This window comes from Gordonia sp. (in: high G+C Gram-positive bacteria), assembly GCF_047602025.1.
GTDB lineage: Bacteria > Actinomycetota > Actinomycetes > Mycobacteriales > Mycobacteriaceae > Gordonia.
The window spans coordinates 2,846,870-2,871,568 of sequence record NZ_JASGII010000001.1 but is presented as its reverse complement, the minus strand read 5'-3'; the positions used below and the strand labels follow the sequence as shown (position 1 = coordinate 2,871,568).

General features: G+C 69.4%; 24 protein-coding genes. 14 read left to right on the top strand and 10 right to left on the bottom strand.

The window, feature by feature from the left end:
• Positions 1-351 (bottom strand): metallopeptidase family protein, encoded by a 351-nt coding sequence (locus tag QM728_RS14385; RefSeq protein ID WP_415032909.1) that lies wholly within the window; start codon positions 349-351, stop codon positions 1-3.
• Positions 348-1,487 carry a septum formation family protein gene (locus QM728_RS14380; protein WP_415032686.1) on the bottom strand — a complete coding sequence of 380 codons (1,140 nt, stop codon included), beginning with the start codon at positions 1,485-1,487 and terminating at the stop codon, positions 348-350. Before QM728_RS14380 ends, QM728_RS14385 begins: the two co-directional genes overlap by 4 nt.
• Before the next feature lie 46 nt (positions 1,488-1,533).
• Between QM728_RS14380 and serS the strand changes: the two genes are divergently transcribed.
• Complete coding sequence (gene serS, locus QM728_RS14375) at positions 1,534-2,787, top strand: serine--tRNA ligase (RefSeq protein ID WP_415032685.1); 1,254 nt, start codon at positions 1,534-1,536, stop codon at positions 2,785-2,787.
• The gene (locus tag QM728_RS14370) at positions 2,784-3,308 is read left to right on the top strand and encodes a hypothetical protein (protein ID WP_415032684.1); all 525 of its coding nucleotides are present in this window, start codon (positions 2,784-2,786) and stop codon (positions 3,306-3,308) included. The genes serS and QM728_RS14370 overlap by 4 nt, the downstream gene beginning before the upstream one ends.
• Positions 3,309-3,385: 77 nt before the next feature.
• Here the strand turns inward: QM728_RS14370 and QM728_RS14365 are convergent, their stop codons facing one another.
• From QM728_RS14365 to QM728_RS14335, 7 genes are all read right to left on the bottom strand, one after another.
• Positions 3,386-4,387: an isopenicillin N synthase family dioxygenase gene (locus tag QM728_RS14365; RefSeq protein WP_415032683.1), complete on the bottom strand. Its 1,002-nt coding sequence runs from the start codon at positions 4,385-4,387 to the stop codon at positions 3,386-3,388.
• A 4-nt stretch (positions 4,388-4,391) separates the two neighbouring features.
• The gene (locus tag QM728_RS14360; protein WP_415032682.1) at positions 4,392-5,975 is read right to left on the bottom strand and encodes a Rieske 2Fe-2S domain-containing protein; all 1,584 of its coding nucleotides are present in this window, start codon (positions 5,973-5,975) and stop codon (positions 4,392-4,394) included.
• A 130-nt stretch (positions 5,976-6,105) separates the two neighbouring features.
• Positions 6,106-7,077 (bottom strand): hypothetical protein, encoded by a 972-nt coding sequence (locus QM728_RS14355; RefSeq protein ID WP_415032681.1) that lies wholly within the window; start codon positions 7,075-7,077, stop codon positions 6,106-6,108.
• A 179-nt stretch (positions 7,078-7,256) separates the two neighbouring features.
• Positions 7,257-8,138, bottom strand: a complete 882-nt coding sequence (locus QM728_RS14350; protein ID WP_415032680.1) for a hypothetical protein — start codon at positions 8,136-8,138, stop codon at positions 7,257-7,259.
• A gap of 13 nt (positions 8,139-8,151) precedes the next feature.
• Positions 8,152-8,943, bottom strand: coding sequence for a hypothetical protein (locus QM728_RS14345; protein WP_415032679.1), 792 nt, complete (start codon positions 8,941-8,943; stop codon positions 8,152-8,154).
• A 104-nt stretch (positions 8,944-9,047) separates the two neighbouring features.
• Complete coding sequence (locus QM728_RS14340) at positions 9,048-10,073, bottom strand: hypothetical protein (RefSeq protein WP_415032678.1); 1,026 nt, start codon at positions 10,071-10,073, stop codon at positions 9,048-9,050.
• Between the two features lie 11 nt (positions 10,074-10,084).
• Positions 10,085-10,957, bottom strand: a complete 873-nt coding sequence (locus QM728_RS14335) for a hypothetical protein (RefSeq protein WP_415032677.1) — start codon at positions 10,955-10,957, stop codon at positions 10,085-10,087.
• A gap of 221 nt (positions 10,958-11,178) precedes the next feature.
• Here QM728_RS14335 and QM728_RS14330 point away from each other — a divergent pair, with 221 nt between their 5' ends.
• From QM728_RS14330 to QM728_RS14310, 5 genes are all read left to right on the top strand, one after another.
• A complete protein-coding gene (locus QM728_RS14330) occupies positions 11,179-11,970 on the top strand; it encodes a lysophospholipid acyltransferase family protein (RefSeq protein ID WP_415032676.1) in 792 nt (263 codons plus the stop codon).
• 5 nt (positions 11,971-11,975) lie between these two features.
• On the top strand, positions 11,976-14,294 hold the full coding sequence (locus QM728_RS14325; protein ID WP_415032675.1) for a M20/M25/M40 family metallo-hydrolase: 2,319 nt from the start codon (positions 11,976-11,978) through the stop codon (positions 14,292-14,294).
• A gap of 29 nt (positions 14,295-14,323) precedes the next feature.
• On the top strand, positions 14,324-15,103 hold the full coding sequence (locus tag QM728_RS14320; RefSeq protein ID WP_415032674.1) for a lysophospholipid acyltransferase family protein: 780 nt from the start codon (positions 14,324-14,326) through the stop codon (positions 15,101-15,103).
• Complete coding sequence (locus QM728_RS14315) at positions 15,103-15,960, top strand: HAD family hydrolase (RefSeq protein ID WP_415032673.1); 858 nt, start codon at positions 15,103-15,105, stop codon at positions 15,958-15,960. Before QM728_RS14320 ends, QM728_RS14315 begins: the two co-directional genes overlap by 1 nt.
• Positions 15,961-16,077: 117 nt before the next feature.
• Positions 16,078-17,619, top strand: coding sequence for a SpoIID/LytB domain-containing protein (locus QM728_RS14310; protein ID WP_415032672.1), 1,542 nt, complete (start codon positions 16,078-16,080; stop codon positions 17,617-17,619).
• A gap of 1 nt (position 17,620) precedes the next feature.
• Here the strand turns inward: QM728_RS14310 and QM728_RS14305 are convergent, their stop codons facing one another.
• The gene (locus QM728_RS14305) at positions 17,621-18,379 is read right to left on the bottom strand and encodes a DUF2185 domain-containing protein (protein ID WP_415032671.1); all 759 of its coding nucleotides are present in this window, start codon (positions 18,377-18,379) and stop codon (positions 17,621-17,623) included.
• Positions 18,380-18,537: 158 nt separating this feature from the next.
• On the opposite strand from QM728_RS14305, the gene QM728_RS14300 reads away from it, so the two are divergent.
• The 7 genes from QM728_RS14300 (at position 18,538) to QM728_RS14270 (ending at position 24,695) form a co-directional block, all read left to right on the top strand.
• A complete protein-coding gene (locus QM728_RS14300; RefSeq protein ID WP_415032670.1) occupies positions 18,538-18,795 on the top strand; it encodes a hypothetical protein in 258 nt (85 codons plus the stop codon).
• Positions 18,792-19,196 carry a PIN domain-containing protein gene (locus QM728_RS14295; protein WP_415032669.1) on the top strand — a complete coding sequence of 135 codons (405 nt, stop codon included), beginning with the start codon at positions 18,792-18,794 and terminating at the stop codon, positions 19,194-19,196. The genes QM728_RS14300 and QM728_RS14295 overlap by 4 nt, the downstream gene beginning before the upstream one ends.
• Positions 19,193-19,855, top strand: a complete 663-nt coding sequence (locus QM728_RS14290) for a hypothetical protein (protein WP_415032668.1) — start codon at positions 19,193-19,195, stop codon at positions 19,853-19,855. Before QM728_RS14295 ends, QM728_RS14290 begins: the two co-directional genes overlap by 4 nt.
• Before the next feature lie 141 nt (positions 19,856-19,996).
• Positions 19,997-21,199 carry a UDP-galactopyranose mutase gene (glf, locus tag QM728_RS14285; RefSeq protein WP_415032667.1) on the top strand — a complete coding sequence of 401 codons (1,203 nt, stop codon included), beginning with the start codon at positions 19,997-19,999 and terminating at the stop codon, positions 21,197-21,199.
• Between the two features lie 4 nt (positions 21,200-21,203).
• Complete coding sequence (locus QM728_RS14280; RefSeq protein WP_415032666.1) at positions 21,204-23,147, top strand: glycosyltransferase; 1,944 nt, start codon at positions 21,204-21,206, stop codon at positions 23,145-23,147.
• Complete coding sequence (locus QM728_RS14275; protein WP_415032665.1) at positions 23,128-23,727, top strand: phosphatase PAP2 family protein; 600 nt, start codon at positions 23,128-23,130, stop codon at positions 23,725-23,727. Before QM728_RS14280 ends, QM728_RS14275 begins: the two co-directional genes overlap by 20 nt.
• Positions 23,727-24,695, top strand: coding sequence for a decaprenyl-phosphate phosphoribosyltransferase (locus tag QM728_RS14270; RefSeq protein ID WP_415032664.1), 969 nt, complete (start codon positions 23,727-23,729; stop codon positions 24,693-24,695). Before QM728_RS14275 ends, QM728_RS14270 begins: the two co-directional genes overlap by 1 nt.
• The last annotated feature ends 4 nt before the right edge of the window (positions 24,696-24,699 follow it).

Here is a 24,699-nt window from a genome sequence, read left to right as displayed (position 1 = left end):
CTAGGCCCAACCGTGCTCGTGCAACCAGTCGTCGTCGATGCCGAAGTGGTGGGCGATCTCGTGGATGACGGTGATGCGGACCTGCTCGCGGACCTCGTCGCGGGTGCGGCAGATGCCGAGGATGGCGTCGCGGTAGATCGTGATGGTGTCCGGCAGGAAACCGCCGTACTCGCTGGTCCGCTCGGTGAGGGCGACACCCTCGTACAGCCCGAGCAGACCCGGTCCCTCGGCGCTCATCGGCTCCACCAGGATCACGACGTTCGACATCTCCCGGGTGAGTTCCTCGGGGATCTCGTCGAGCGCGTCCGACACCAACTTGTCGAACTCACGGTCGCTGAGCTGCACGATCAGCCGGCGGGGGCGGGCTCTTCGGCCGGGTTCGGCTGGTAGCCCGGGGGCAGCGGCACCGGCGTCGGCAGAGCACGACCCGGCGGAGCCGCGGGCGGCGGCGTCGGGATCTTGCCGTTGATCAACAGTCCTCGGCGGGCATCGCCGACCAGCGTCGCGAAGCCGCCCTTGAAGGGCAGGCCCATGTAGCAGACGGCCTTGCGACTGCCGGCCAGCCAGCCGATCTCCGACACCGTCGACCACTGGATGTTCAGCGTCGTCTTGTCGAAGTTGCGCTTGCCGACCATGAAGCGGTGCGCCTGCACCGGGCAGATCGGTGTCAGGAACTTGTTCTGCGCGTCGACGCCCGGCCACGGCTTGCCCGACGTCCGGTTGCCGAAGCGCGCCGACATGTCGATGATGCCGGTGGTCTGGAAGGCGTGCGGCTCGGCGCAGTTCACCGGGAAGGTGGGCTGGCGGCTGCGTACGTCGATGCCGATGCACGTCCCCGGCGGCCACTCCGGCGATTGGTCGAGGTCGGCGACCTTGCCGACGATGTCGATCTCGTGACCGCCGGTGCCCTGCTGGACCAGGCCGCAGCGCAGGTCGCGCTGGCCGTGGTCCCACTGGGCCTCCGACGGGAACATCAGGTTGGGGACGAAGCGGCCCTGCGGGTCGTAGCGGCCGTTCAGGTACGACGACACGAGGACCGGGCAGTGCTCGACGCGCAGCGCCGCGAACCGTTCCGGACCCGGCCACTTGGCGTCGGCGCTGAACTCCCCGCCGGGCAGGACCTTGCCGTCGACGGCGGCGGCGACCTCGAACTTGTGCGGTTCGCCGCAGTCGACCTTGGTGGGGGTGCCGGGCTTGCCGTCGGGCCACTCGAGGCAGTCGCCGGGGGCCGACGTCGTGAAGGCGTCCTGGGCGACGCGCTGGCCGGTGCCGATCTTGGTGTTGCCGGCGCGTCCGGCGCTGTTGCCGACGCCCATCACGAAGGCGCCGATCATGATCGCGACGGCGCCGATCACACCGGCGGACAGCACGACGCGCAGCGGGTGCGTCACCGCGGCCGTCCGCCAGCGGGCGATGCGGCCGGGCTCGGCCTTGGCGTCGGCGGTCGTCGGCTCGTCAGACACGGGGTTCTCGTCGTCGGAAGTCATCCCCTCCATAATGCCCGCTCGGTGGCGCATGGGTAGGCTCTGGTGGGTGATCGACCTCAAGACTCTTCGCGACGACCCTGATCTGGTCCGCGAATCGCAGCGCATCCGAGGCGAAGATCCCGCCCTCGTCGACCAGGCCCTCGACGCCGACGCGCGCCGGCGCACGGCCATCGCCCAGGCCGACACCCTGCGCGCCGAGCAGAAGTCGCTCGGCAAGCTCGTCGGCAAGGCGCAGGGCGACGAGAAGCAGGAGCTGCTGGCCAAGGGCAAGGAGTTGGCCGAGCAGGTCAAGGCGGCCGTCGCCGAGCAGAAGCAGGCCGACGAGGACAGCGAGAAGGCCCTGCGGTCGATCTCGAACCTCGTGCAGGGCGCGCCCGCGGGCGGCGAGGACGACTTCATCGTGCTCGAGACCGTCGGGACGCCGCGCGACATCCCCGACGCCAAGGACCACCTGGAGCTGGGCGAGTCCCTCGGCCTCATCGACATGGAGCGCGGCGCGAAGGTGTCCGGCTCGCGGTTCTACTTCCTCACCGGCAACGGCGCGCTGCTGCAGCTCGGGCTGCTCAACCTCGCCGCGCGCAAGGCGGTGGAGAACGGCTTCCAGCTGATGATCCCGCCGGTGCTGGTGCGCCCGGAGGTCATGGGCGGTACCGGCTTCCTCGGTGCGCACGCCGACGAGATCTACCACCTGCCCGACGACGACCTGTACCTCGTCGGGACGTCAGAGGTGCCGCTCGCCGGGTACCACAGCAACGAGATCCTCGACCTCTCCGACGGTCCGAAGCGCTACGCCGGATGGTCGAGCTGCTTCCGCCGAGAGGCCGGCAGCTACGGCAAGGACACCCGCGGCATCATCCGCGTGCACCAGTTCGACAAGGTCGAGGGCTTCGTCTACTGCCGACCCGAGGACGCCGACGCCGAGCACCAGAAGCTCCTCGGCTGGGAGCGTGACATGCTCGCCGCGATCGACGTGCCGTACCGCGTCATCGACATCGCCGGCGGCGACCTGGGCAGCTCGGCGGCCCGCAAGTTCGACTGCGAGGCCTGGGTGCCGACGCAGCAGACCTACCGCGAGCTGACATCGACGTCGAACTGCACGACGTACCAGGCCCGACGGCTATCGATCCGCTACCGCGACGAGAACGGCAAGCCGCAGATCGCCGCGACGCTCAACGGCACCCTCGCCACGACGCGCTGGATCGTCGCGATCCTGGAGAACCACCAGCAGGCCGACGGTTCGGTCGTGCTGCCCGACGAGCTCGCCGCCTCCGTCGGAATCAAGGTGTTGGAGCCCAGGTGACAAGGTCCGCGACGCGCAACTACGCCCTGTGGGCGGCGGTCACGGCCCTCATCGCCGGCGGGATGTCGGCGCTGCCGTGGGTGTCGATGTCGAAGCTGGGTGCGCCGGTCAGCTGGGCCGGCCTCGGCTTCTACTACGGCGAGATCTCCGAGGTGCGCGCGTCGATCGTCCCGCTCGGCTGGGTGGTCGTGTTCGTGGCCTTCGAGGCGCTGACCCTCCTCGGCGTGGAGCTGTTCGCGGCGGGGAACCCCCGGGTCGAGGCGGTCAAGAAGTGGCTGTACGTCGCCCTGTCCGGGCTGGCCGCCGCCGTCGCAGTGCTGATGATGGTCATCGTGATCGCGCCGTCGCTCCTCTACGGCAACGCCTTCGCCGAACTCGCCGCGCAGGTCGACGCCCCCGCGCCCGACGGCCTCGGCCGCAACGTCCTGGTGCTCCCCGCGATCCTCGGCGTCTTCTTCTGGCTCGCGGTCACGTCCGCGATCGCCGTCGGCGGTTTCCGCAAGGCCGGGCAGTCGGTCTAGCCCTCCCGCGAGGGCATTGTCATCGCGCGTAGACGATTGGCGCCGCGCGACGACAATCCGCTCGCGGGACTCAGTCCTTAGACCAGATCCGGGTGGTGCCGCGCGGCGACGTCGGGGTGGGCGCGCAGGCGCGCCTTGAGGATGTTGTCGCCGAAGGTGCCGGAGATCGGGTTGGCCGGATCCTCGGTGACGCCGGCGGCCTCGGCGGCCAGCGCCGGCGGGAGGTCGATCTTCGGCATCGTCGCCGACAGCGCCGGGTTGAAGAAGAACGGCACCGACAACCGTTCGGTCCCCGGCTTCGGCGACTCGACGCGGTGCATCGTCGCCTTGAGGTAGCCGTCGGTGGCGAACTCCATCGCCTCGCCGATGTTCACGACGAACGCGTCCTCGACCGGCGGCGCATCGATCCACTGATCCCCGTACCGCACCTGCAGGCCGCCCTTGCCGGGTTCGACGAGCAGCAGCGTCAGCACGCCCGGATCCTTGTGCGCACCGACGCCCTGCCGGTCGGCGGACTCCTCGCGACCCGGGTACCGGACCAGCTTGATCAGCGTCGACGGCCGCTTGGCAAACGCCGGGTCGAAGACGTCGCGGTCAGCGCCCAGACACTCGGCCCACTCGCGCATGAGCCGCAGGCCCAGCGTCGAGCAGCGCTGCTGCCAGTCGGTGACGACCTCCCGCAGCACGGGCAGCGCCGACGGCCACAGGTTCGGCCCGTCCAGCCGTAGATACGCGGGATCGTCGCCGAGCGGCTCGTACTCGGCAGCCAGGTCGATCTGCTCGCGCCAGTCGATCGCGCCCTGGGTGTATTCGCCGCCGAACCGCGTGTAGCCGCGGAACTGCGGCGACTTCAGCATCTCGACGTCGAACTTGGCGTCGTCGGGCAGGGCGAAGAACTCGCGCGCGGTGTGAAACAGCCGGTCGCGGACGTCGCGGGGGATCCCGTGCCCGACGAGGTAGAAGAACCCGACCTCGTGGGTGGCCTCGCGCAGCGCATCGCGGAACGCCGCCCGATCGGCCTCGTCGCCGTCGAGCAGCGACATGTCGACGACGGGCAGCGTGCCGAGCGTCGAGGTCACCGGCTCAGCTCTCGGTCGCGAGCTTCTCGGCGCGGATCTCGTGGCCCTTCGACGTCAGGCAGCGGCCCGACTCCAGATCCCACTGCCAGCCGTGCAGGTTGCAGGTGAGCTTGCTGCCCTCGATGACGCCGAACTTCTCCAGGTCGGCCTTGAGGTGCGGGCAGCGGCGCTGCATCTCCCAACCGTCCTTGCAGATGGTCGCGGCGTCGTCGTGCGCCTCGGAGAACCAGCCGTCGGCGTAGTGGATGCGCTCCTCGGTGAGGCACTTGAAGAACGTGTAGAGGAACTCGTTGTAGCCGCCGATGCGCCACGTGGTGAACCGCGTCGACAGGAAGATCGTGTTGACCCAGTCCGGCTCGTTGTCGCGCAGGACGGTGCGCACCAGCTCGGGGGCGATGCGGAAGCCGTAGCGGTACTTGCCGTCGCCCTCCTCGCGCATGCGGACGGTGCGGTTGGGGAAGTCGAGCACGAAGGTCTCGTCGCCGACGACCAGTCCGACGGGGTAGCCGATGCCGTCGGAGATGAGGTCGGACTCCTTCATGATCGGCTCGAAGGTCTCCTTCAGCTGCGGCAGCAGCGGCTCGCCCTCGGCCGGCGCCCAGGTGGCCTTCTGCGCGGCGATGATCGGCGCAAACTTCTTCTTCATCCGATCCAGGTACGGCTTCTTGTTCTCGCCGAACACTTCTTCCGGCGGGTACGGGTGGGTCAGTTCCACCAGCTCCGAACCCTTGAGGTCGACGGTCGAGCCGGACACCATCATCAGGCCGCGGTGCTTCTTGCCGTCGTCGGTGCCGTGCGTCTTCATCTGCTCCAGGAACTCGGCCTGGTCGGGGAAGATGCTCGCCTGGTCGGCTTCGCTGCCGGTGTTGAAGTCGTTGACGCCGTAGAGGTCGTCGTCGAGGAACATGGGCGGACCGGCCGACGGCACGACCCACGTCGCGCCGACCTGCTCGATGTACGACCGCGCCCGGTCCATGCCGCGCTGACGCTTCTGCTTGGCGAAGTTGGCCTTCGACTTCTTCGGGATGTCGTAGACCATCGGGTACCAGATGGCGCCCGAGTACTGCAGCAGGTGGATGTCGACGTGGCCGAACTCCTCGCCGACGACGTCGAGGTCGATCGGGCGGGCGTCGTTCATGTTGAAGACGGTGGTCTCGCCGTCGGAGACGATCAGGCCAGAGTCGCCGATCGGGCCGTCGGCCGGCGCGCGCAGCGCGATGATCATCACCTCGAGGTCGCCCTTGGGACCGGAGACCTTGTGCTTCTTGGAGTCCTCGGTCTCGACGAACTTGGTGAACCCGATGCGCTCGAGGTCGCGCTTGAGGTCGGGCACCGGGTAGTCCGGCAGCAGGACCGTCGCGTTCTTGTTGACGTTGGCGATCAGGTTCTCTTCGTCGTAGTGGTCCTTGTGCAGGTGCGAGACGTAGAGGTAGTCGCAGTCGCCGAGGGCTTTCCAGTCCAGCTCGGTGTTGTCCGGGAAGGGGATCCACGACGCGAAGTAGGCGGGGTTGACCCACGGATCGCACAGGATGGATCCGGCCTTGGTCTCGAGGTGGAATCCCGCGTGGCCGACGCTGGTGATCTGCAACTGCTTGCCTTCCGAAAACGTGAGCTGTGGCCGCCCCGGGAAAACCGGGTTCGGCCCATCCCTTCCAGGATAAACGTCCCCCCGCCCGGAACTCGATTCCAGGCGGGGGGACCTTTGTCTGAACTGGCGTCTAGCGGACCGTCACGGGGCGCTTGGTCACGTTGTGCGTGCGCGGCCCGTAGCTGCGGACGACGTTGTGCGTCTGCTCGGCGCCGGCCGACTTCGGGGGCACCGGGATGCCCAGGGCACCGGCGAGGCCCCGCTTGGCGTTGTCGACGGCCTTGTCGGCGGCGGGCGGCAGCGCGATCTGGTCGCGGGTCGGCGCGGTCAGCGCATCCTGCAGCTGGGCGACGGGGCTCGGCTGCGTCTTGCGGGCCGCCAGTTGACGGTTCGCGCCGGGGAGGGTGAGGACCTGGTCGGCAATGGGTGCGACGGTGGGCTTGCCGCCGTTGCGCTTGACCGCCGAGTTGTGCCAGCGGGCGTTGGCGAGGCCCTCGTTGTAGCCGCCGACCGCGCCCGCGGCCGCACCGATGCCGCCGCCGATGGCCGCTCCAATACCGGCGCCGATGACGCCGACGACGATCGCGCCGCCGATGGCGCCCAGGATGGTCCCGGCGACGGGGAAGATCGTCGTGCCGAGGGCGCCGCCGATGATGCCGCCGAGGACGGCGCCACCGATGCCGCCGATGACCGCGCCGATGGCTGCGCCGGCCTGGCCCTGCTCGGCCGCGCCCTGGCCCGCTCCGCGCCAGGCCCACTGCTGCTCGTTGACGTAGCCCTCCTTGCGGTTGGACTCGCCGAGGACGTTGCGCTTGCCGAACGGAATCGCGACGACGCCCTTCGTCGACGTCGGCTGCGCGACGAGGACGATCGGGGCCGGAGCGCCCGGGAGGGCGGCGCCGATCGGGGCACGGGTGACGATGACGACCGGACCGTAGTCCTTCGTCAGGGCGGGGGCGACGGGCGCCGCCACCGGGGCCGGTGCGGCGGCGATGTAGCCGTTCGCGGTGGCACCGGAAGCGACCGGGGCGAGCATCGCGGCGACGGCGGTCGAGCTGATCAGACCGAGGGCGACGCGGGACGAGAGCTTCTCTGTACGCATGGCAGGGAAGTTAGGGAGTGCAATCGCCCGGGAGGTGTCCCTCGTTTGAACGTGCGAGTTCAGTCAGTGAAACCTTGGATGAACACGCAGGTCACAGGCAATAAACTCGTCGTGAGAGAAAGCTGTGGCCGGGCGTGATGTCCGCCACCGCGACGCGTCGGCCGAGTCGGGATTCGGGCTTATCGGACACGCTTGCGCGTCGGCTGCGGCAGCAGGTTGGCAATCGCGCGGTGCGCATCGTCGACGACGCGTGCGGCCTCGCGCGGTATCGGCAGGGCCGCGGGCACGGTCGGCGAAATCCTGGGCACGGTCGGCGAATATGTGGGCACGCTCGGCGCGAGTGCGGGAAGGGACCGCTGGAGGCCGTTGAGGGTGAACTCCTGCTGCGCGACGGGCCACAGCACCGGTCGGCCCTTGTTGAGCTTGACCTTCTCGTTGTGCCAGCGGGCGTTCTGGATGCCCTCGTTGTAGCCGCTGATCGCGCCGTCGATCGATCCGGCGATGGCGCCGATTCCGGCACCGATGCCCGCGCCGATGGCGCCACCGATGAGGGCTCCGCCGATGACGGTGAGTGGGATGATCGGCGGGAACGACACCCCGACGACGAAGCCGATCAACCCGCCGCCCACGGCACCGATGATGCCGCCGATGACCGCGCCGTAGGCCGCACCGGTGCCCGCACCCGCCCCGGCGCCTTCACCGGCACCGCGCCAGGCCCAGTCCTGCTCGTTGACGTAGCCCTCTTTGCGGTTTGACTCGCCGAGCGCGTCATAGCGGTAGTCGGGTGCCCGACGAGTTTGCGAGCCGGGTGTATCGAGACCCCCGACGAGCACGATCGGTGCGGGCGCTGCCGGACCGACCATCCCGACGGGGGCACGGTTGATGACCACGTACGGGCGCTGCGCGGTCGCCGGGCTCACCTGCTGCGCGACCACGGTGGGCGCTGCTGCGGCGATGGCGCCGGTCGGCGTTGCTCCCGCAGCGGTCGGGGCGAGAACGGCCGCGACGCTGGCGGAGCCGATCAGGCCGACGGTGAGGCGGGTCAGGAGGGTGCGGTGCATTCCCTGAGCGTAGTCAGCGACGGCGCTTGGGTGTGGGAACGCCGAGGACGTTGTTCAGCGCGCGTTGGGCGTCGTTGATCGCTGCGGCGGCTTCCTTCGGCACCGGGATCCCGGCGACCTGGCGCGGGATCACGACGGGTGCGATCGGCTGGACCGCCGACGCGCGCCGCGCGACGGTCGTCGGCTGGGCCGCGGGGTGCTGGCCGCCGGAGCGGTAGTACTGGCGGAGCTTGCGGTTGTGGAAGCGCGCCTCGCCGAGACCGTCGTTGTAGCCGTTGATCGCGCCGGTGATGGTGCCGACGGTGCCGCCGATGACCGCGCCGATGCCGGCGCCGATGAGAGCGCCGACGACGACGCCGATGATCATGCCGGGGACGCTGAGGGAGATGACGCCGATGAGTCCGCCCGCGAGGCCGCCGATGATGCCGCCGGCGAGCGCGCCGTAGGCGACGCCCTGACCGCCGGAGAGCAGTGCGCCCTGCCAAGCGGTCTGCTCGGCGAAGGCGCGCTCGTCCCAGTACTTGTTGCCGGCAAACGCGGCGGCGGGCGAGGGCTTGACCGGGACGGACTTGGTTGCGACGACGACGATCGGCGCCGGTGCGGCCGGACCGGCGGTCCCGATCGGCGCCGTCGGGATGACGACGTAGGGCCGGGCGGTCGTCGGCAGCGAGGTGGTCGTCGCCGGTTGCACGGCGGGGCGGGCGGCGGCGACGCCCTGCGGGGTCGCGCCGGATGCTGCGGGTGCGAGGAGTGCGGCGACGGTGGCCGAGCCGATGAGGCCGGCGGTGATGGCGGTGTTACGCATAGTTGGGAATCGTAGTTCGTGCGGGTCAACGCATGAATCAGGATGCGGAAAAGAACGATCCCCGCACGCCGCGCGGGCGTACGGGGATCGTCGTCGAACTGGTTCTAGCGAACCCGGTGGGGAACCGGAAGGCCGAACTGCTTGGCCACGTTCCGGTGGACGTCGTTGAACGACTTGTTGACGTCCTGCACCGTGCGGTTGAACTGCTGGTTCACCTGGGCCGGGGTCGGCAGGACCGGAACCTGGATCGGAGCAGGAGCAACAGCCTTCTGAGGTGCCGGGATGAACGCCTGGGCCTGCTTGGTGGCGTTCTGCACGAACTGGTTCACCTGGTTCTGGCCGTTCTGGACGAACTGGTTGACCTGGTTCTGCCCGTTCTGGACGAACTGGTTCACCTGAGCCTGGCCCTGGCGGACCATCTGGTCGACCGGGTTGACCGGGCCGGTGGCCAGCGTGGCTGCGGCCTTCTTGCTGGCCTGGTTCTGAGCAAGCGCACCGCCCGCGATGCCGCCGAAGAGCCCACCCAGGATGGCGCCGACGATCGCGCTGGTGATGGCACCGGCGATCGAGACGCTCCAGAAGCCCGTCCACGCGCCAACGGCCGCACCGGCCGCACCGAAGATCAGCGCGCCGAGCGGCACGGTGATGATCATCAGCGGGAAGCCGAAGGCGAGGCCACCGAGGGCACCGCTCACGGCACCAGCGAGACCCATGCTCACCGCGCCGAACACCACGGGATACAGGAACGCGCTGAGGAGTCCGCCGAGCGCGCCGCTGAGCGCGCCGCCCGCGGCGCCACCGGCAGCCGCACCTGCGATGTCTGCGGGGCTGGCGGCCGCGTTGCGCTTACCGCTCAGGGCCGCAATCTCGCTGCGGTCCAGGGCGATGACAACCGGGGCCGACTTCGCCGGGCCGGCCACGCCGATCGGCGCGGTCTCGACCATGACGAGCTTCTTGCCCGGCACCGACGGCAGCTCCGGCTTGACCGGAGCCTTCTTCACGGCTGCGTGCTTGATGCCGGCGGCCGGACCCGACTGGGTCACGCCCGACGCGATCGGAGCGGCCACTGCGGCGATGGCCGCCGAGCCCATGAGGCCGAGGGCCAGCTTGTTCTTGAAGGTGTTACGCATGATTCGCTTTCTTATTTCTGCTTGGCCGGGATGGGGAGGCCGAACTGCTTGGCCACATTCCGGTGGAAGGTGTTGATGGTCTGGTTGACCTGCTTCGGGGTCGGGATCGCGATCTGCGGAACCTGAACCGGAGCCGGGGCGACAGCCTGGCGCGGAGCCGGGATGAAGGCCTGGGCCTGCTTGGTGGCGTTCTGGACGAACTGGTCGACCGGGTTCACCGGGGTCGAAGCGTTCACGGTGACCGGAGCGGAAACCGGGCGGCCACCATTGCGGCGCACGGCGTCGTTGTGGCGCTTGGCCTGGTTCTCGCCCTGGATGTAGCCGTTGATACCGCCACCAATCGCGCCGATGATCGCACCGGCAAGCGCACCGAAGAGAGCGCCACCAATTGCAGCGATGATCGCCGGAATCCACACGGGGGGCAGGAACAGGCCGCCGATTAGGACACCCAGCCCCGAGATAACGCCGCCAGCGATGGCGCCACCGAGAGCGCCAACAGCAGCACCCTGGCCCGCGCCCTGCAGCGCGCCCTGGTTGGCAGCGTCGCCGACGTTGACGTAGCCGCGCTTGGCGACCTGGGTACGACCCAGCGCAGCGGGGGTGACACCGGCGTCGGCAAGAGCCTTCTTGTCGACCGCAACGGTCACGAAGTTGGTGATGGCCGGGCCGTTCATGCCGACCGGGGCGACCGGCACGGTGACGAGCTGCTTGCCCGGCATCGACGGCAGAACCGGGGCGACCGGGGCCGCCTTGACGGTGTGCGCCTTCACGGCGGCGGCCGGACCGGCCTCGGTGGCGCCGGAAGCAACAGGAGCGATGATGGCTGCGGCGGCGGCCGAGCCCATCAGGCCGAGGGCAACCCGGCCGGTAAAGGTGGTACGCATGTCTCTACTTTCGTCAGGAGGGGCGTATAGATGTGCCGAGTAGATATTCGCAGGTCAAACCGCCTTCGTTACTCGATCGTGGAGCGATTCTTTGCTGTGCTGCACCCACGCAGGCCGACTACCTGCATTTTCACGGATTTCTGTGAATCGACTGCCAATCGTCGAAAGTGGGCATGCCGCACCCCTGCCGCCCGTCGTCGTCCCCGACTAGGCTTTCGAACATGGAACCGGTCTACGACTCGATCATCGCGGCCGCCCGCGGCCTCTGGGCCCTGCAGGGCATCAAGTTCAAGATCTCCGGCGTCGAAAACGTGCCGGAAACCGGGCCGGGCGTCGTCGCCATCAACCACACCGGCTACCTCGACTTCACTCTCGCCGGGGTGCCGCCGTACCTGCGGGGCAAGCGCAAGATCCGGTTCATGGCGAAGAAGGAAGTCTTCGACAACAAGATCACCGGACCGCTCATGCGCGGGTGCAAGCACATCCCCGTCGACCGCACGTCCGGCGCCGACAGCTACCTGGCCGCCGTCGACTACCTGAAGGCGGGCGAGCTCGTCGGCGTCTACCCGGAGGCGACGATCAGCCGCAGCTTCGAGATCAAGGCCTTCAAGTCCGGCGCCGCGCGCATGTCGCTGGAATCGGGCGCCCCCATCATCCCGACGATCATCTGGGGCGCCCAGCGCATCTGGACCAAGGGCCACCCGAAGAACCTCGGCCGCTCCAACATTCCGGTCTCGATCGCCGTCGCCGAGCCGCTCGAAGCGACCGGTTCGCCCGACGCGCTGACCAAGAAGCTCCACGAGGTGATGGTCGCCAAGCTCGACGAGGTTCAGCAGGAGTACGCCGCGCTCAACGGCCCGTACCCGGCCGGCGAGTTCTGGGTGCCGGCCCGCCTCGGCGGTGGCGCCCCGACGCTGGAAGAGGCCACCAAGCTCGACGAGGCCGAGCAGGCCGAGCGGATGGCCAAGAAGGCGGAGCGGGACGCCGCCCAGAAGGCCAACCCCGACGCCTGACCCCCATGACTTCCGTCGACGACGCCACCAGCCGCCGCGGGCTCGGCATCGCGGGCCTGCTCGGCGCGCTGATCCTCGTCGCCGTCGCCGTGTGGGCGGTGCTCGACACGACGCCGCCCGACCCGGTAGCCGCCGACGCGCCCGCGTCGGACTTCTCCGCGCAGCTCGCCCACCGGCAGATCCAGCAGTTCGCCACCGCGCCACACTCGGTCGGCACCGCCGAGCACGACCGCGTGCGCGACTACCTCGTCGACCACCTGCGGTCGCTCGGCCTCTCGCCGACGGTCCAGGAGGGGATCGGCGTCGTCCCCGACGGCATCGGTCAGGTGGCCGGCCTCATCCCCGTCGGCCGCGCGCAGAACATCGTCACCGTCATCAAGGGCACCGCCTCGACCGGGCGGCTGGTCCTCGCCGCGCACTACGACTCGGTCCCCTCCGGCCCGGGCGCCAACGACGACGGAGCCGGCGTCTCGACGATCCTCGAAGTCGCCCGTGCGCTGCGGGCCGGACCGCCGCCGCGCAACGACATCGTCCTGCTCATCACCGACGCCGAAGAACCCGGTCTCCTCGGCGCCGACGCCTACACGCACGGCCTGCCGGCCGGAGGCGCTGACGGCGTCGTCCTGAACCACGAGTCGCGCGGCACGTCGGGGCCGGTGCTCATGTTCCGCAGCACCCCCGGATCGGCCGCCCTCACCAAGCTCTACGGCGACGTCGCTCCCCACCCGACCGCCGACTCCACATCGTCGACGCTGTTCCGGCTGCTGCCCAACGGCACCGACTTCACCGCCTTCTCGGCGGCGGGCTTCACGGCGATGGATTCGGCCTATCTCGACGGTGGCGCGCACTACCACTCGGCGGTCGACGCGCCGCGGTACGTCGACCTGCGGTCGCTGCAGCAGATGGGCGCGAACACCCTCGCGATGACGCGCGCGCTGGCCGCCGCCGACCTGGCCGACTACACCCGTCCCGGTGGCGACGGCGTCTACTTCAACCTTCCGCCCGGACTGTTCGTCCACTTCCCCGCGGTGTGGGTGTGGCTGCTCGCCGCATTGGCGCTACTCCTCACCGCGCTGGTGGTCCTGCGGCTGCGCGCCAGCGGGGAAGTCACCGTGCGGCAGATTTTCTGGGCGATCGTGGCGCTCGGCTTCGCCGCCGGCATCGGCGCGCTCGCGGGCCTCGCCTATTGGTTCCTGCTGCGGCTGATCCGGCCCGACTTCGCCATCCTCGCGACGCCGTGGCGGCCGCTCACCATGCAGTTCGGCGGCGTTGCGGTGGCCGTCGCGGTGCTCGGCATCTGGTACTCGATCGTCCGTCGGCTGGGGACGTGGGCGCTGTGGTCGGCCGCGCTCGTCAGCCTGACGGTGCTGGGCGTGGGCGCCGTCGCGTTCTCCCCGCAACTCGCCCCGCTCTTGCTGCCCGCGCCGTTCGCCGCGCTCGGCGGATTGATCGCCCACCGGGCGTCGTCGACAACGGGCAAGGCCGTCGCGCTGACGCTGGGCCTCGTGCCGACGGCGATCCTGCTGTTGGCCGTCGGTTGGATGTACTTCAGCGTCGGTCTGCGCGACGGCATGTACCTGGCGCTGCCGCTCATGGTCCTGGCGCTGGTGCTGATGCTCCCGCTCGTGGCCGCGCCGACCGTCGAACGGAGTCGCCTGCGGCTGGTGCCGATCACCGCCGCGATCGTTGCCGTCGTGCTGGGCGTCGTCGGCGTCCGGGTGAACACGCCGAGCCCGACGCAGCCCAGTCCGGCGCGCCTGGCATACGTCCTCGACGCCGACAAGCGGCAGGCGACGTGGGCCGCACCCATCGCGCAGGGCGAGTTCGGCGCGCTCGATCCGTGGACCGAGCGGTACGTCGGGCGCGACACCGTCGCGAATCCGGCGCCCGACCCCTCCCTGCCGCGGGCGCGCACCGGCCCGGCGCCCGTCGTCGACGCCGCGCCGCCGACGCTGCAGATCCTCGACGACGCGACGGTCGGGGCCGAGCGGACCGTGCGCCTGCGCCTTGCGTCGCAGCGGCGGGCCGAGGGACTGGTTCTGGCCGTCGACGATCCCGACCGTCGGGTGACGGCGATGCGCGCCGCCGGTCGCGACCTCCCGGTCCGGCCGGAGCGCGACGTCGTCGGGATGCAGATGTACGCGATGACCGGCCCCGTCGACGTCGAGCTGCGCTTCCGCGCGGGCGCGCCGCTGTCGGTCCGCCTCGCCGACGTCGACCAGCTGGCGTCGGCGCTGACCGCCGTCCCCGGCTATACGCCGCCGCCGGAGCACCTCTTCCTGCAGTACAGCCGGTTTACGGTCACCACGGCCCGCCGCCTCTGAGTAAGGTCGGATTCGAGAGGGGGCCCGAGATGGAGCCGGTATACCGCGCGCTGGAGTTGACCGGTGTGACGCTGCACCGGGTCCAGGGCGCGACCGTCGACCTTCGCGGCACGGAGAACATCCCGACGACCGGCGGCGCTGTGCTCGCCATGAACCACACCGGCTACCTGGACTTCCTGCCCATCGCCCTCGGGGTGTACCGGCAGGGCCGACGCATCCGGTTCCTCGGCAAGGTCGAGATGCGCGACAACGCGATCCTCAACTACCTGATGAACCACACCGGGACCGTCGCCGTCGACCGCTCCGCCGGGCACGCGGCGTTCGAGGAGGCCGTCGAGGCGTTGCGCGCCGGGGAGCTCGTCGGGGTCTTCCCCGAGGCGACGCACAGCCGCAGCTTCGAGATCAAGGAGCTCAAATCCGGCGCGGTCCGGATGGCGGCGGCCGCGGGCGTGCCGGTCATCCCCGTCATCGGCTGGGGTGCGCACCGGCAGTGGGGCAAGGACGTGCCGCGGACGATGGGCCGCGCCAGGATCCCGATGATCGTCGAATACGGCACGCCGATGGACATGTCCGACGTCGACCTGGACTCCCCGGCGTCTGTCGAGGCGAAGGTCAAGGAGTTGCGCGACACGATGACCGCGATGTTGCACCCGATCCAGGAGGAGTACCCGCATCCGGCCGGGGAGCCGTGGGTGCCGGCGCGGCTCGGCGGCGGCGCGCCCACCTACGACGAGGCCAAGGTCCTCGAGGACGAGGAGGCGGCGCAGAAGGCCGCCGCCCGTGCGGCGAAGCGCGAGTCCGGGAAGTGATGGCCGACCGGGTCCCGTCGCTCATCGCGAGCGACGTCGACGGCACCTTGCTCGACGACCGCAACCGGGTGTCCCCGGCGACCGTCGACGCGGTCGTGAGTGCGGCGCGCTCCGGCGTCGACCTCGTCCTGGCCACGGGCCGCCCGCCGCGCTGGATCGCCGAGGTCACCGATCAGCTCGTCGTCCCCGACGACCTCGTCGAGGCACGGCCCGGCGGCTCACTCGTCCGGTACGCGGTGTGCGCCAACGGCGCGATCGTCTACGACGTCGAGAACGACCGCATCCTGAGCGCCGCCGAGCTGGAGGTGCCGCGACTGCGGAAGCTCATCGAGATCGTCGAGGACGTGCTGCCCGACGCGGGGTTGGCCGCCGAGCGTGCCGGGAAGTCGGCGCACGACTCGGCCACCCGGCCGTTCGTCGCCAGCGCGGGCTACGAGCACGCGTGGCTCAACCCCGACCATGAAGTCGTCGACGACGTCGATCTGGCCGACGAGCCGGCGGTCAAGCTGCTCGCGCGAGCGCCGCAGATGCGCAGCGAGGAGATGGCCGAGCTGTTGATTCCCGCCGTCGGCGACCTGGCCGCTGTCACCTTCTCGACCAGCAACGGGCTGATCGAGTTGGCGGTGCCCGACACCCACAAGGCGTCGGGCCTGCAGCGCCTGGCGCAACACGTCGACCTGCCGATGGACCGGGTCGTCGCGTTCGGCGACATGCCCAACGACGTCGAGATGCTGCGCTGGGCGTCGCACGGCGCCGCGATGGCGCACGGGCATCCCGACGCGATCGCCGCCGCCGACGAGGTCGCGCCGACGAACAACGACGACGGCGTTGCGACGGTTCTGCGGCGCTACTTCTGAGTTCTCGACACTCCCGCGCCCCGAGGCCGACGCGCGACCGTCGGTGCTTGTCGGTCCACACCCGCGGGACTAAAGTCACAACAACCTCATTAGTCACACCAGTAACAGAAGGTTGTCATGCGGCAGGTACGGAAGAAGGCGTTCTCGGTTGCCCTCGCCCCGGTCCTCCTCGTCGGCGGAGTTGCCGTCGCCGGGGTCGCTGCGACGACGGTGACCACCATCAAGCTGACCGCGGGCGAAGACATCCGCCTCGACGGTCACGGACTCGGCCACGGTCGCGGGATGGGTCAGTGGGGTGCGTTCGGCTATGCCAAGAAGGGGTGGCCGGCGGATCGGATCCTGCGTCACTACTACGGCGGCACCACCGCGGGGAAGGCGGACAAGCCCGAGGTCTCGGTGATCCTCACCAAGATCCGCGGGGTCGATGTGCGTGCGGATGCGCCGATGAAGGTCGGTGGCCAGACGGTGGCCCCGGGGCAGGCGGTTCGCCTGTCCGGGTCCACGGCCACGATCACGTCGGGCTGTGGCGGCGCCCCCGTCAAGAGCGTCCCGCTGGGCGCCAATCCTTTCGTCGACCCGGTCAATCCGGCACCGAGCCGCCCGGCAAACGAGCTGCTGCGCCTCTGCGGCAACAACGCCGCCTACCGCGGCGGGCTGGGCCTGGTCGACGGCAAGGTCGTCAACCGGCTCCACGTCGACGACTACGTCAAGGGCGTCATCCCGCGCGAGAGCCTGCCTAAGTGGGCAGACCAGGGCGGCGCCGAGGCGCTCAAGGCACAGGCGGTCGCCGCGCGGACCTATGCGCTCGCCGCGCTGGAGTCGGGCAAGAAGATCGACGACACGATGAACTCGCAGGTCTACGGCGGGGTGTCGGGCGAGGACCCGCGCACCAACGCCGCGGCCGACGCGACGGCCGGCCAGATCCTGCTCGCCGGCGGCAAGCCCGCCTTCACCGAGTTCTCCGCCTCGACCGGCGGCCACACCGCGGGCGGAAACTTCCCGGCGGTCCAAGACGACGGCGACGCCGTTTCCCCCGCGCATCGTTGGACCGCGACGGTGGGCGCGGCCAGTGTCGGGCGCGCGTTCGGCGTCGGGGCGTTGAAGGCGCTCGAGGTCGTCCAGGCCAACGGCCTCGGCCAGGGTCACGGCCGCGCGATCAAGGTGAAGGCCACCGGCTCCCACGGGATCAAGGAGGTCACCGGTGAGGAAGCGCGGTCGCTGCTGAAGCTCAAGTCGTCGTGGTTCACCGTCGCCGGGCAGAAGGTCAAGCCGCGGATCGTCGCGCCGCCCACCGGGCCGGGCGCGGGGGTCAGTCCGCTGGGACCGATCGAGAACTTCGACCTCGGCTCGCTGCTGCGCGGCGTCACCGACAACGCCAGCTTCGACCCCGGGACCGTCGACAAGCTCCTCGGTGCCGCCGGTACCGCGTTCGCCGCGAAGCAGGTCGCGCTCGGCGGACCGCGCTCGCCGTTGGGCAAGCCGCTCGGCGTGCCCGAGCTGACCGAGGACGGCGGCGGGGTGTTCCAGCGCTTCTCCCGCGGCGTGATGCTCTACAGCCCGCAGACCGGGCCGGCCGCGTTCTCGCACCGCGGGTTCCAGGCGTTCAACGAGCGCGGCGGCCTCGTCGCCCTCGGCTTCCCCCGCGCCGACGAGTTCTGACTTACCGGTAGCGGCAGGCGAAGAAGTAGAACGAGTCCTGGCGCTGCACGGCGAGCAGCATCGTCGACCACATGCGGCCCTGATCGTCGGGCATGGCCTCGCGGTGCGCCGCGATGTGGTTGACCAGTTCCGGCGAGAGCTGCGGCTCGTTGACCAGCGGCATGCCGGGCGGGAGTGAGCCGGTGCCGAACCAGCGCTCGAGGTCGGGCTCGTCGTGGCCGACGTTGAACAGCTGACAGGTCGTCGTCGGAGCCGACGCGTTGGAGGCGAAGGTCGCCGTGACCAACGCCAGGTCCCACCCGGGGATCGCGTCGAAGGTGCTGCACGTCTCGCTGGCGATCGCGTCCTCGCGCTTGGCGATCTCATACGGATGCGGTCCCGGGGCGGCGGCGCGGGTGCGGGTGCGCCGGATCGGTCCGCTCTTGGGCGGCTCGGGGATCACCTGCCTACCCGACGCCGTGTCGACGATGCGCGTGCCGGCCTCGTCGCGGACCAGCTGCAGGTCGGAGCCGACGGGCAGCGGCCACATCTCGATCAGCGCCGGTTCGAGCTCGCAGACGTCGTTGAAGTCGACGATCCGCCAGCAGCCGTCGCTGTTGAGGTACTCCTCGGTGTCGATGTGGCTCATGATCCGCCAACCGTTGTCGGCGGGGTCCTGCGAGTTCTCCCGAACCATCCAGCGGACCTGGCCGCGTCGCTCCAAAACGTTGGTCGTCGCGAGGCAAGCACCGGCGTTGCGGATGAACTCATTCGATGGCATTGCGCTCCTGTTCGACGGCGGCCGTGCGCGGCCTCTCAGTCGAAGGATACGACCCATGTCCAGGACCGCATCAACTAACGACCGTGGCGCGGTTCCTCCGGGCCAATGTGCCCTCTTGAGCACCTCGTGTAGCACGATATCGGTGCTACACTGAATGTATGGCCAATCTGACGATCACCGTGGATGAAGAGACGCTGAAGCGCGCCCGCATCCGCGCGATCGAGCGCGGCGAGTCCGTGAATCAGTACCTGGCGGACCGACTGCGCGAGTACGCCGACGACGATCAGGTTCGGCAGCGCAAGACTGAAGCGGCACGGCGCTTCATCGCGTTGTCTGAGGAGCTCAAGGGCAGCAGCGGCGGTCGTGGCTGGACGCGCGAAGACCTCTACGAAGAGCGCATCGGCCGGCCCGAATGACGGTCTTCCTCGACACCAACGTTCTTGCCTACCTGTACGACGAAACGGCTGAGGAGAAGCGGCGAGTCGCAGCTGAAGTGTTGGAGAATCACGCGGCCGACGCTGTCATCAGCACCCAAGTGCTCATCGAACTCCATGCGGTTCTCACGCGGATCGGTCTGTCGCGTGAACATGCGGCCCGGGTCCTGGATGCCATCGACATCGACGTGGTGACGGCCGACGAGCACCTAGTGCGGAGGGCCGCCACCACAGCAGCGGAGCATCAGCTATCGATCTTCGACGCCCTGATCTTGGAAGCAGCCGTCAGTTCGGGCTGCGAAGAGCTGTGGACCGAGGACTTGGCGGCGGGCTCGACCCTGCGCGGCGTTCGGATCGTGAATCCTTTCGCCGGCATTGCGTGACTATGGACGATCTGTCCGAACTCGACGAAGGCGTCGCCCGCGTCGTGCAGGGCACCGAGCGGTCGATCATGTGGATCTGCGTATTGGCGATGCCGTTCTTGGCGCTACTGGGCGGCACCTTCCTCGTCGTCGCGCTTCTCAGCGGCGGGTCCGATCCGGATCGCTTCGGCGTCATGTTGTTCGGCGCCGCGATGGTGGTACTCGCCGTCGGGTCGCTGCCGGCGCTCCGGCCGCGGTGGCTCCCCCGACCGTTGCGCGCCGCGTGGTACCGCCGAAGCGGCGACCACGTCGAGTTCGGATCGCACCGGTGGGCGAGTATCCCGCTCGCGGTGATGCTGCTACTGCTCGGCGCAGCCCCGCTGGTGCTGCTGGGGATGAACCCGGGCACCGACTTCTTCAGCGGCCGTGGCGGGTGGGTGCCGTGGTTGTCGCCGTTCTTCCTCGTCGTCGGGTTGGGGTTCCTGGTGACCTTCGGCGCGCGCACCCAGATCGTCGAGGATTCGGTGGTCCACGGCGGCCGTGTGTTCGGCGGTCGCAACGAGTTCGCGGTGTCGGCGATCCGCACCGTCCAGCTGGACGCTCCGAACAACAACATTCGACTGCGGTTCGACGGTGACGTCCGCGAGGTTGCGCGCCCCTGGTTCGACTGGGGGAGCTGAGTGCGCGTCGCGCGAGCGGAATGTCGTCGCGCGGGCGCAATCGTCGACGCGCGACGGTAAACCACTCGCGGGACGGACGAGAGTCGCCTCGAACCCGGCGAAATGGGGATTCTCAGGGTCGGTCCGATACCCTGAACACCCGTGGCGAGCAATAACCAGACGTACGACCTCATCGTCGTCGGATCGGGCCTGTACGGCCTGACCGTGGCCGAGCGCGCGGCTACCCAATTGGGCAAGCGCGTGCTCATCGTCGAGCGCCGCGAGCACCTCGGCGGCAACGCCTACTCGGAGGCCGAGCCGGAGACCGGCATCGAGGTCCACCGCTACGGCGCGCACCTGTTCCACACGTCCAACAAGCGGGTGTGGGACTACGTCAACCAGTTCACCACCTTCACCGACTACCAGCACCGCGTCTTCGCGATGCACGACGGCCAGGCCTACCAGTTCCCGATGGGCCTGGGCCTGGTCTGCCAGTTCTTCAACCGCTACTACAGCCCCGACGAGGCGAAGGCGCTCATCGCCGAGCAGGCCAGCGAGTTCGACACCAAGACGGCGAAGAACTTCGAGGAGAAGGCGATCAGCCTGATCGGCCGCCCGCTGTACGAGGCGTTCGTCAAGGCCTACACCGCCAAGCAGTGGCAGACCGACCCCAAGAACCTGCCCGCCGCGAACATCACCCGACTGCCGGTCCGCTACACGTTCAACAACCGCTACTTCAACGACGACTACGAGGGCCTGCCGACCGACGGCTACACCGCGTGGCTGCAGAACATGGCCGCCGACGACAAGATCGAGGTGCGCCTCGACACCGACTGGTTCGACGTCCGCGACGAGTTGCGCGCCGCCAACCCCGACGCCCCGATCGTCTACACCGGCCCGCTCGACCGCTACTTCGACTACGCCGAGGGCCAACTCGGCTGGCGCACCCTCGACTTCGAGACCGAGGTCCTGCCGACCGGCGACTTCCAGGGCACCCCGGTGATGAACTACAACGACGCCGACGTCCCGTACACGCGCATCCACGAGTTCCGCCACTTCCACCCGGAGCGGACCACCTACCCCGACGACAAGACCGTCATCATGCGCGAGTTCAGCCGCTTCGCCTCCGACGACGACGAGCCGTACTACCCGATCAACACCCCCGAGGACCGCGCGATGCTCGCCAAGTACCGCGAGCGCGCCGCCGCCGAGCTGCGTGACAACAAGGTGCTCTTCGGCGGCCGCCTCGGCACCTACCAGTACCTGGACATGCACATGGCGATCGCCAGTGCGCTCACGATGTTCGACAACACGCTGGCCCCGCACCTGAGCACGGGTGCGCCCCTGGTCGAGCAGAAGGACTAACGCGATGACCACCGCCACCAAGCCCAAGGGCGCCGCCAAGGCCAAGCCCGAGTCGAAGGCCGTCGAGCTCCTGCAGCGCGTCATCTTCCCGCGCCCGGGCGAGCCCCTCGACGTCCGCTCGCTCTACCTCGTCGAGGCCGAGGGCAACAACCGTCGCGCCCACTCGCCGTCGCGCACGTCGGTCACCATCGGCGGCGAGTCCGAGGTCAGCTTCCAGACCTACTTCAACGCCTTCGCCGCCGCCTACTGGCGACGCTGGTCGACGCTCAAGTCCGTCGTGCTGCGCGTCGAACTGACCGGCACCGCCCGCGTCGACATGTACCGCTCCAAGATCGACGGCTCCCGCATCGGCATCGGTGGCGACCTGGTCCCCGTGGATAAGGACGGAAAGGGCTTCATCGAGTTCGAGGTCGACCTCGGCCCGTTCGAGGACGGCGGTTGGATCTGGTTCGACGTCACGACCGACACCGACACCGAGATCACCGCGGCCGGTTGGTACGCCCCCGTCCCCGCGCCGACCCCGGCCGAGGGCGGCAAGGACAAGCGCGTCACCGTCGGCATCCCGACGTTCAACCGGCCCACCGACGCCGTCGCCGCACTGGCCGCACTCACCAGCGACCCGATGGTCGACGAGGTCATCGACGCGGTGATCATGCCCGACCAGGGCACCAAGAAGGTCGTCGACGAGCCCGGCTTCGACGAGGCGTCGGCCCGCCTGGGCGACCGCCTGCACATGTTCGACCAGGGCAACCTCGGCGGCTCCGGCGGCTACTCGCGCATCATGTACGAGGCGCTGCGCCTGACCGACAGCCCGTACATCCTCTACATGGACGACGACATCGCCATCGAGCCCGACTCGATCCTGCGCGCGCTCGCCCTGTCCCGTTTCGCCAAGACCCCGATGCTCGTCGGCGGCCAGATGCTCAACCTGCAGGACCGCAGCCACCTGCACTGCATGGGCGAGGTCATCAACCGCCACACGTTCATGTGGACCGCGGCGCCCTTCGTCGAATACGACCACGACTTCTCCAAGTACCCGATGAGCGACCGGGACAACTCGAAGAACCTGCACCGGCGCATCGACGTCGAGGGCAACGGCTGGTGGATGTGCATGATCCCGCGCGAGTGTGCGGAGACCATCGGCCTGCCGATGCCGCTGTTCATCAAGTGGGACGACTGGGAGTTCGCCCTGCGCGCCGCCAAGGCCGGCTACCCGACGGCGACCGTCCCCGGCATCGCGATCTGGCACATGGCGTGGAGCGACAAGGACGACGCCATCGACTGGCAGGCGTACTTCCACCTGCGCAACCGCCTCGTCGTCGCCGCCATCCACCACGACGGCCCGATCAACGGCATCCTCACCTCGATGGCGAAGGCCACCGGCAAGCACCTGCTGTGCCTGGAGTACTCGACCGTCGCCATCCAGAACGAGGCCATCCGCGACTTCCTCGCCGGCCCCGACCACATCCGCTCGCTGCTGCCGACGGCGCTGGGCAAGGTCGCCGGGATGCGCAAGGAGTTCCCCGACGCCGTCGTGCTCGAGTCGTCGACCGAGCTGCCCAAGGCCACCGGGGAGGCCACCGCCTACGGACCCAACGAGCCGAAGAACCCGGTCAAGAAGGTCCTCACCCTCGGCAAGGTGCTCGCCAACAACCTGCGCCCGGCCGACCCGCGCCACCACGAGGTGCCGCAGGCCAACTACCCGCCGGTGGAGGCCCGCTGGTTCTCGCTCGGCCGCGTCGACGGCGTCACCGTCACCACGGCCGACGGTCGCGGCGTGGTGTACCGCCAGCGCGACCGCGACAAGGCGCTGGCCCTGGGCAAGGAGTCGGCCGCCCTCGTCAAGGAGCTGCGCGAGCGCTTCCCCGAGATGAAGCAGAAGTACCGGGCCGCGCACGCCGATCTCGTCAGTAAGGAAAGCTGGGCGAATGTCTTCGGAATCGACTGACGTCGTCGCCCCCGGCGGCAAGCCGGCCGGCGAGGCCGCGATCCTGGCCGGTGTGCAGAAGGCGATCACCAACCCCACCACCGTGACGGCGGCGCGGGGCCTGTCCCACTTCGGCGAGCACTCCCTCGGCTGGCTCGCGCTCGCCGGTGCGGGCGCCCTCGTCGCGAGCCGACGCGGCAACCAGACCGCCAAGCGCCGCTACATCGAGGCCGGCATCGGTGCTTTCGGCGCCCACGCGGCGTCGGTGATCATCAAGCGCATCGTCCGCCGCCCGCGACCGAACCACCCCGACATCCAGGTCGGCGTCGGCACCCCGAGCAAGCTGAGCTTCCCGTCGTCGCACGCCACGTCGACGACGGCGGCCGCCATTCTGCTGGGCCGGGCCGCCGGACTGAATCCCGTCGTGGCGCCGGCCGTCATCGTCCCGCCGATGCTGCTGTCGCGGCTCGTGCTGGGAGTGCACTACCCGACCGACGTCCTCGCCGGGGCCGCGATTGGCGCGGCGAGTGCGGGCGCCGTCATCGCGGGTGACAAACTAGTGGGCGACAAACTATTCGCTAGCCGAAAGCCAGGAGTCTGATGAGCGAGGAGCCGATCGAAACCGGCAAGGTCGTCGGGCCGCCGAAGAACTTGGCGACCGGACTGATCAAGGCGATCCGCCCCCGCCAGTGGGTGAAGAACGTCCTGGTCCTGGCCGCGCCGCTGGCCTCCGGACAGCTGAACTTCGACAACGCCGAGATGTGGCGCAACGTCGGCATCGCCTTCGTCGCCTTCTGCCTCGCCGCGTCGGCGATCTACCTGATCAACGACGCCCTCGACGTCGAGGCCGACCGCAACCACCCGACCAAGCGCTACCGCCCGATCGCCGCCGGCGTCGTCCCAGTCAACCTGGCCTACGGACTGTTCGCGCTGTTCGCGGCCGGATCGATCGCCGTCGCGCTGCTGGCCAACTGGCAGACCGCCGTCGTCATCGGCGTCTACCTGGCCATCCAGATCGCCTACTGCGTCGGGCTCAAGCACCAGGCCGTCCTCGACATCTCGATCGTGTCGTCGGGCTTCCTGCTGCGCGCGATCGCCGGTGGCACCGCGACGTCGATCGTGCTGTCCAACTGGTTCCTCCTGGTGATGGCCTTCGGCTCGCTGTTCATGGCGTCGGGCAAGCGGTACGCCGAGCTGCACCTGGCCGAGCAGACCGGCGCGAAGATCCGCAAGTCGCTCGAGTACTACACGACCGGCTACCTGCGCTTCGTGTGGACGCTGTCCGCGACGGCCGTCGTCGTGTTCTACGGCCTGTGGGCCATCCCGTTCACGATCGGCGAGAAGGGCGGCGAGGTCGCCAACGCGCTGGAGGACGGCAACGTCTACCGGACCCTGTCGATCGTGCCCTTCACCATCGCGATCCTGCGCTACGCCGTCGACGTCGACGGTGGGGAAGCGGGCGAGCCGGAGGAGATCGCGCTGAAGGATCGCGTCCTTCAGGTCCTGGCCGTGGCGTGGATAGTATGCGTGGGTGTCGCCGTCTACGCCTACCCGCACTGGATCAAGTAGGCGC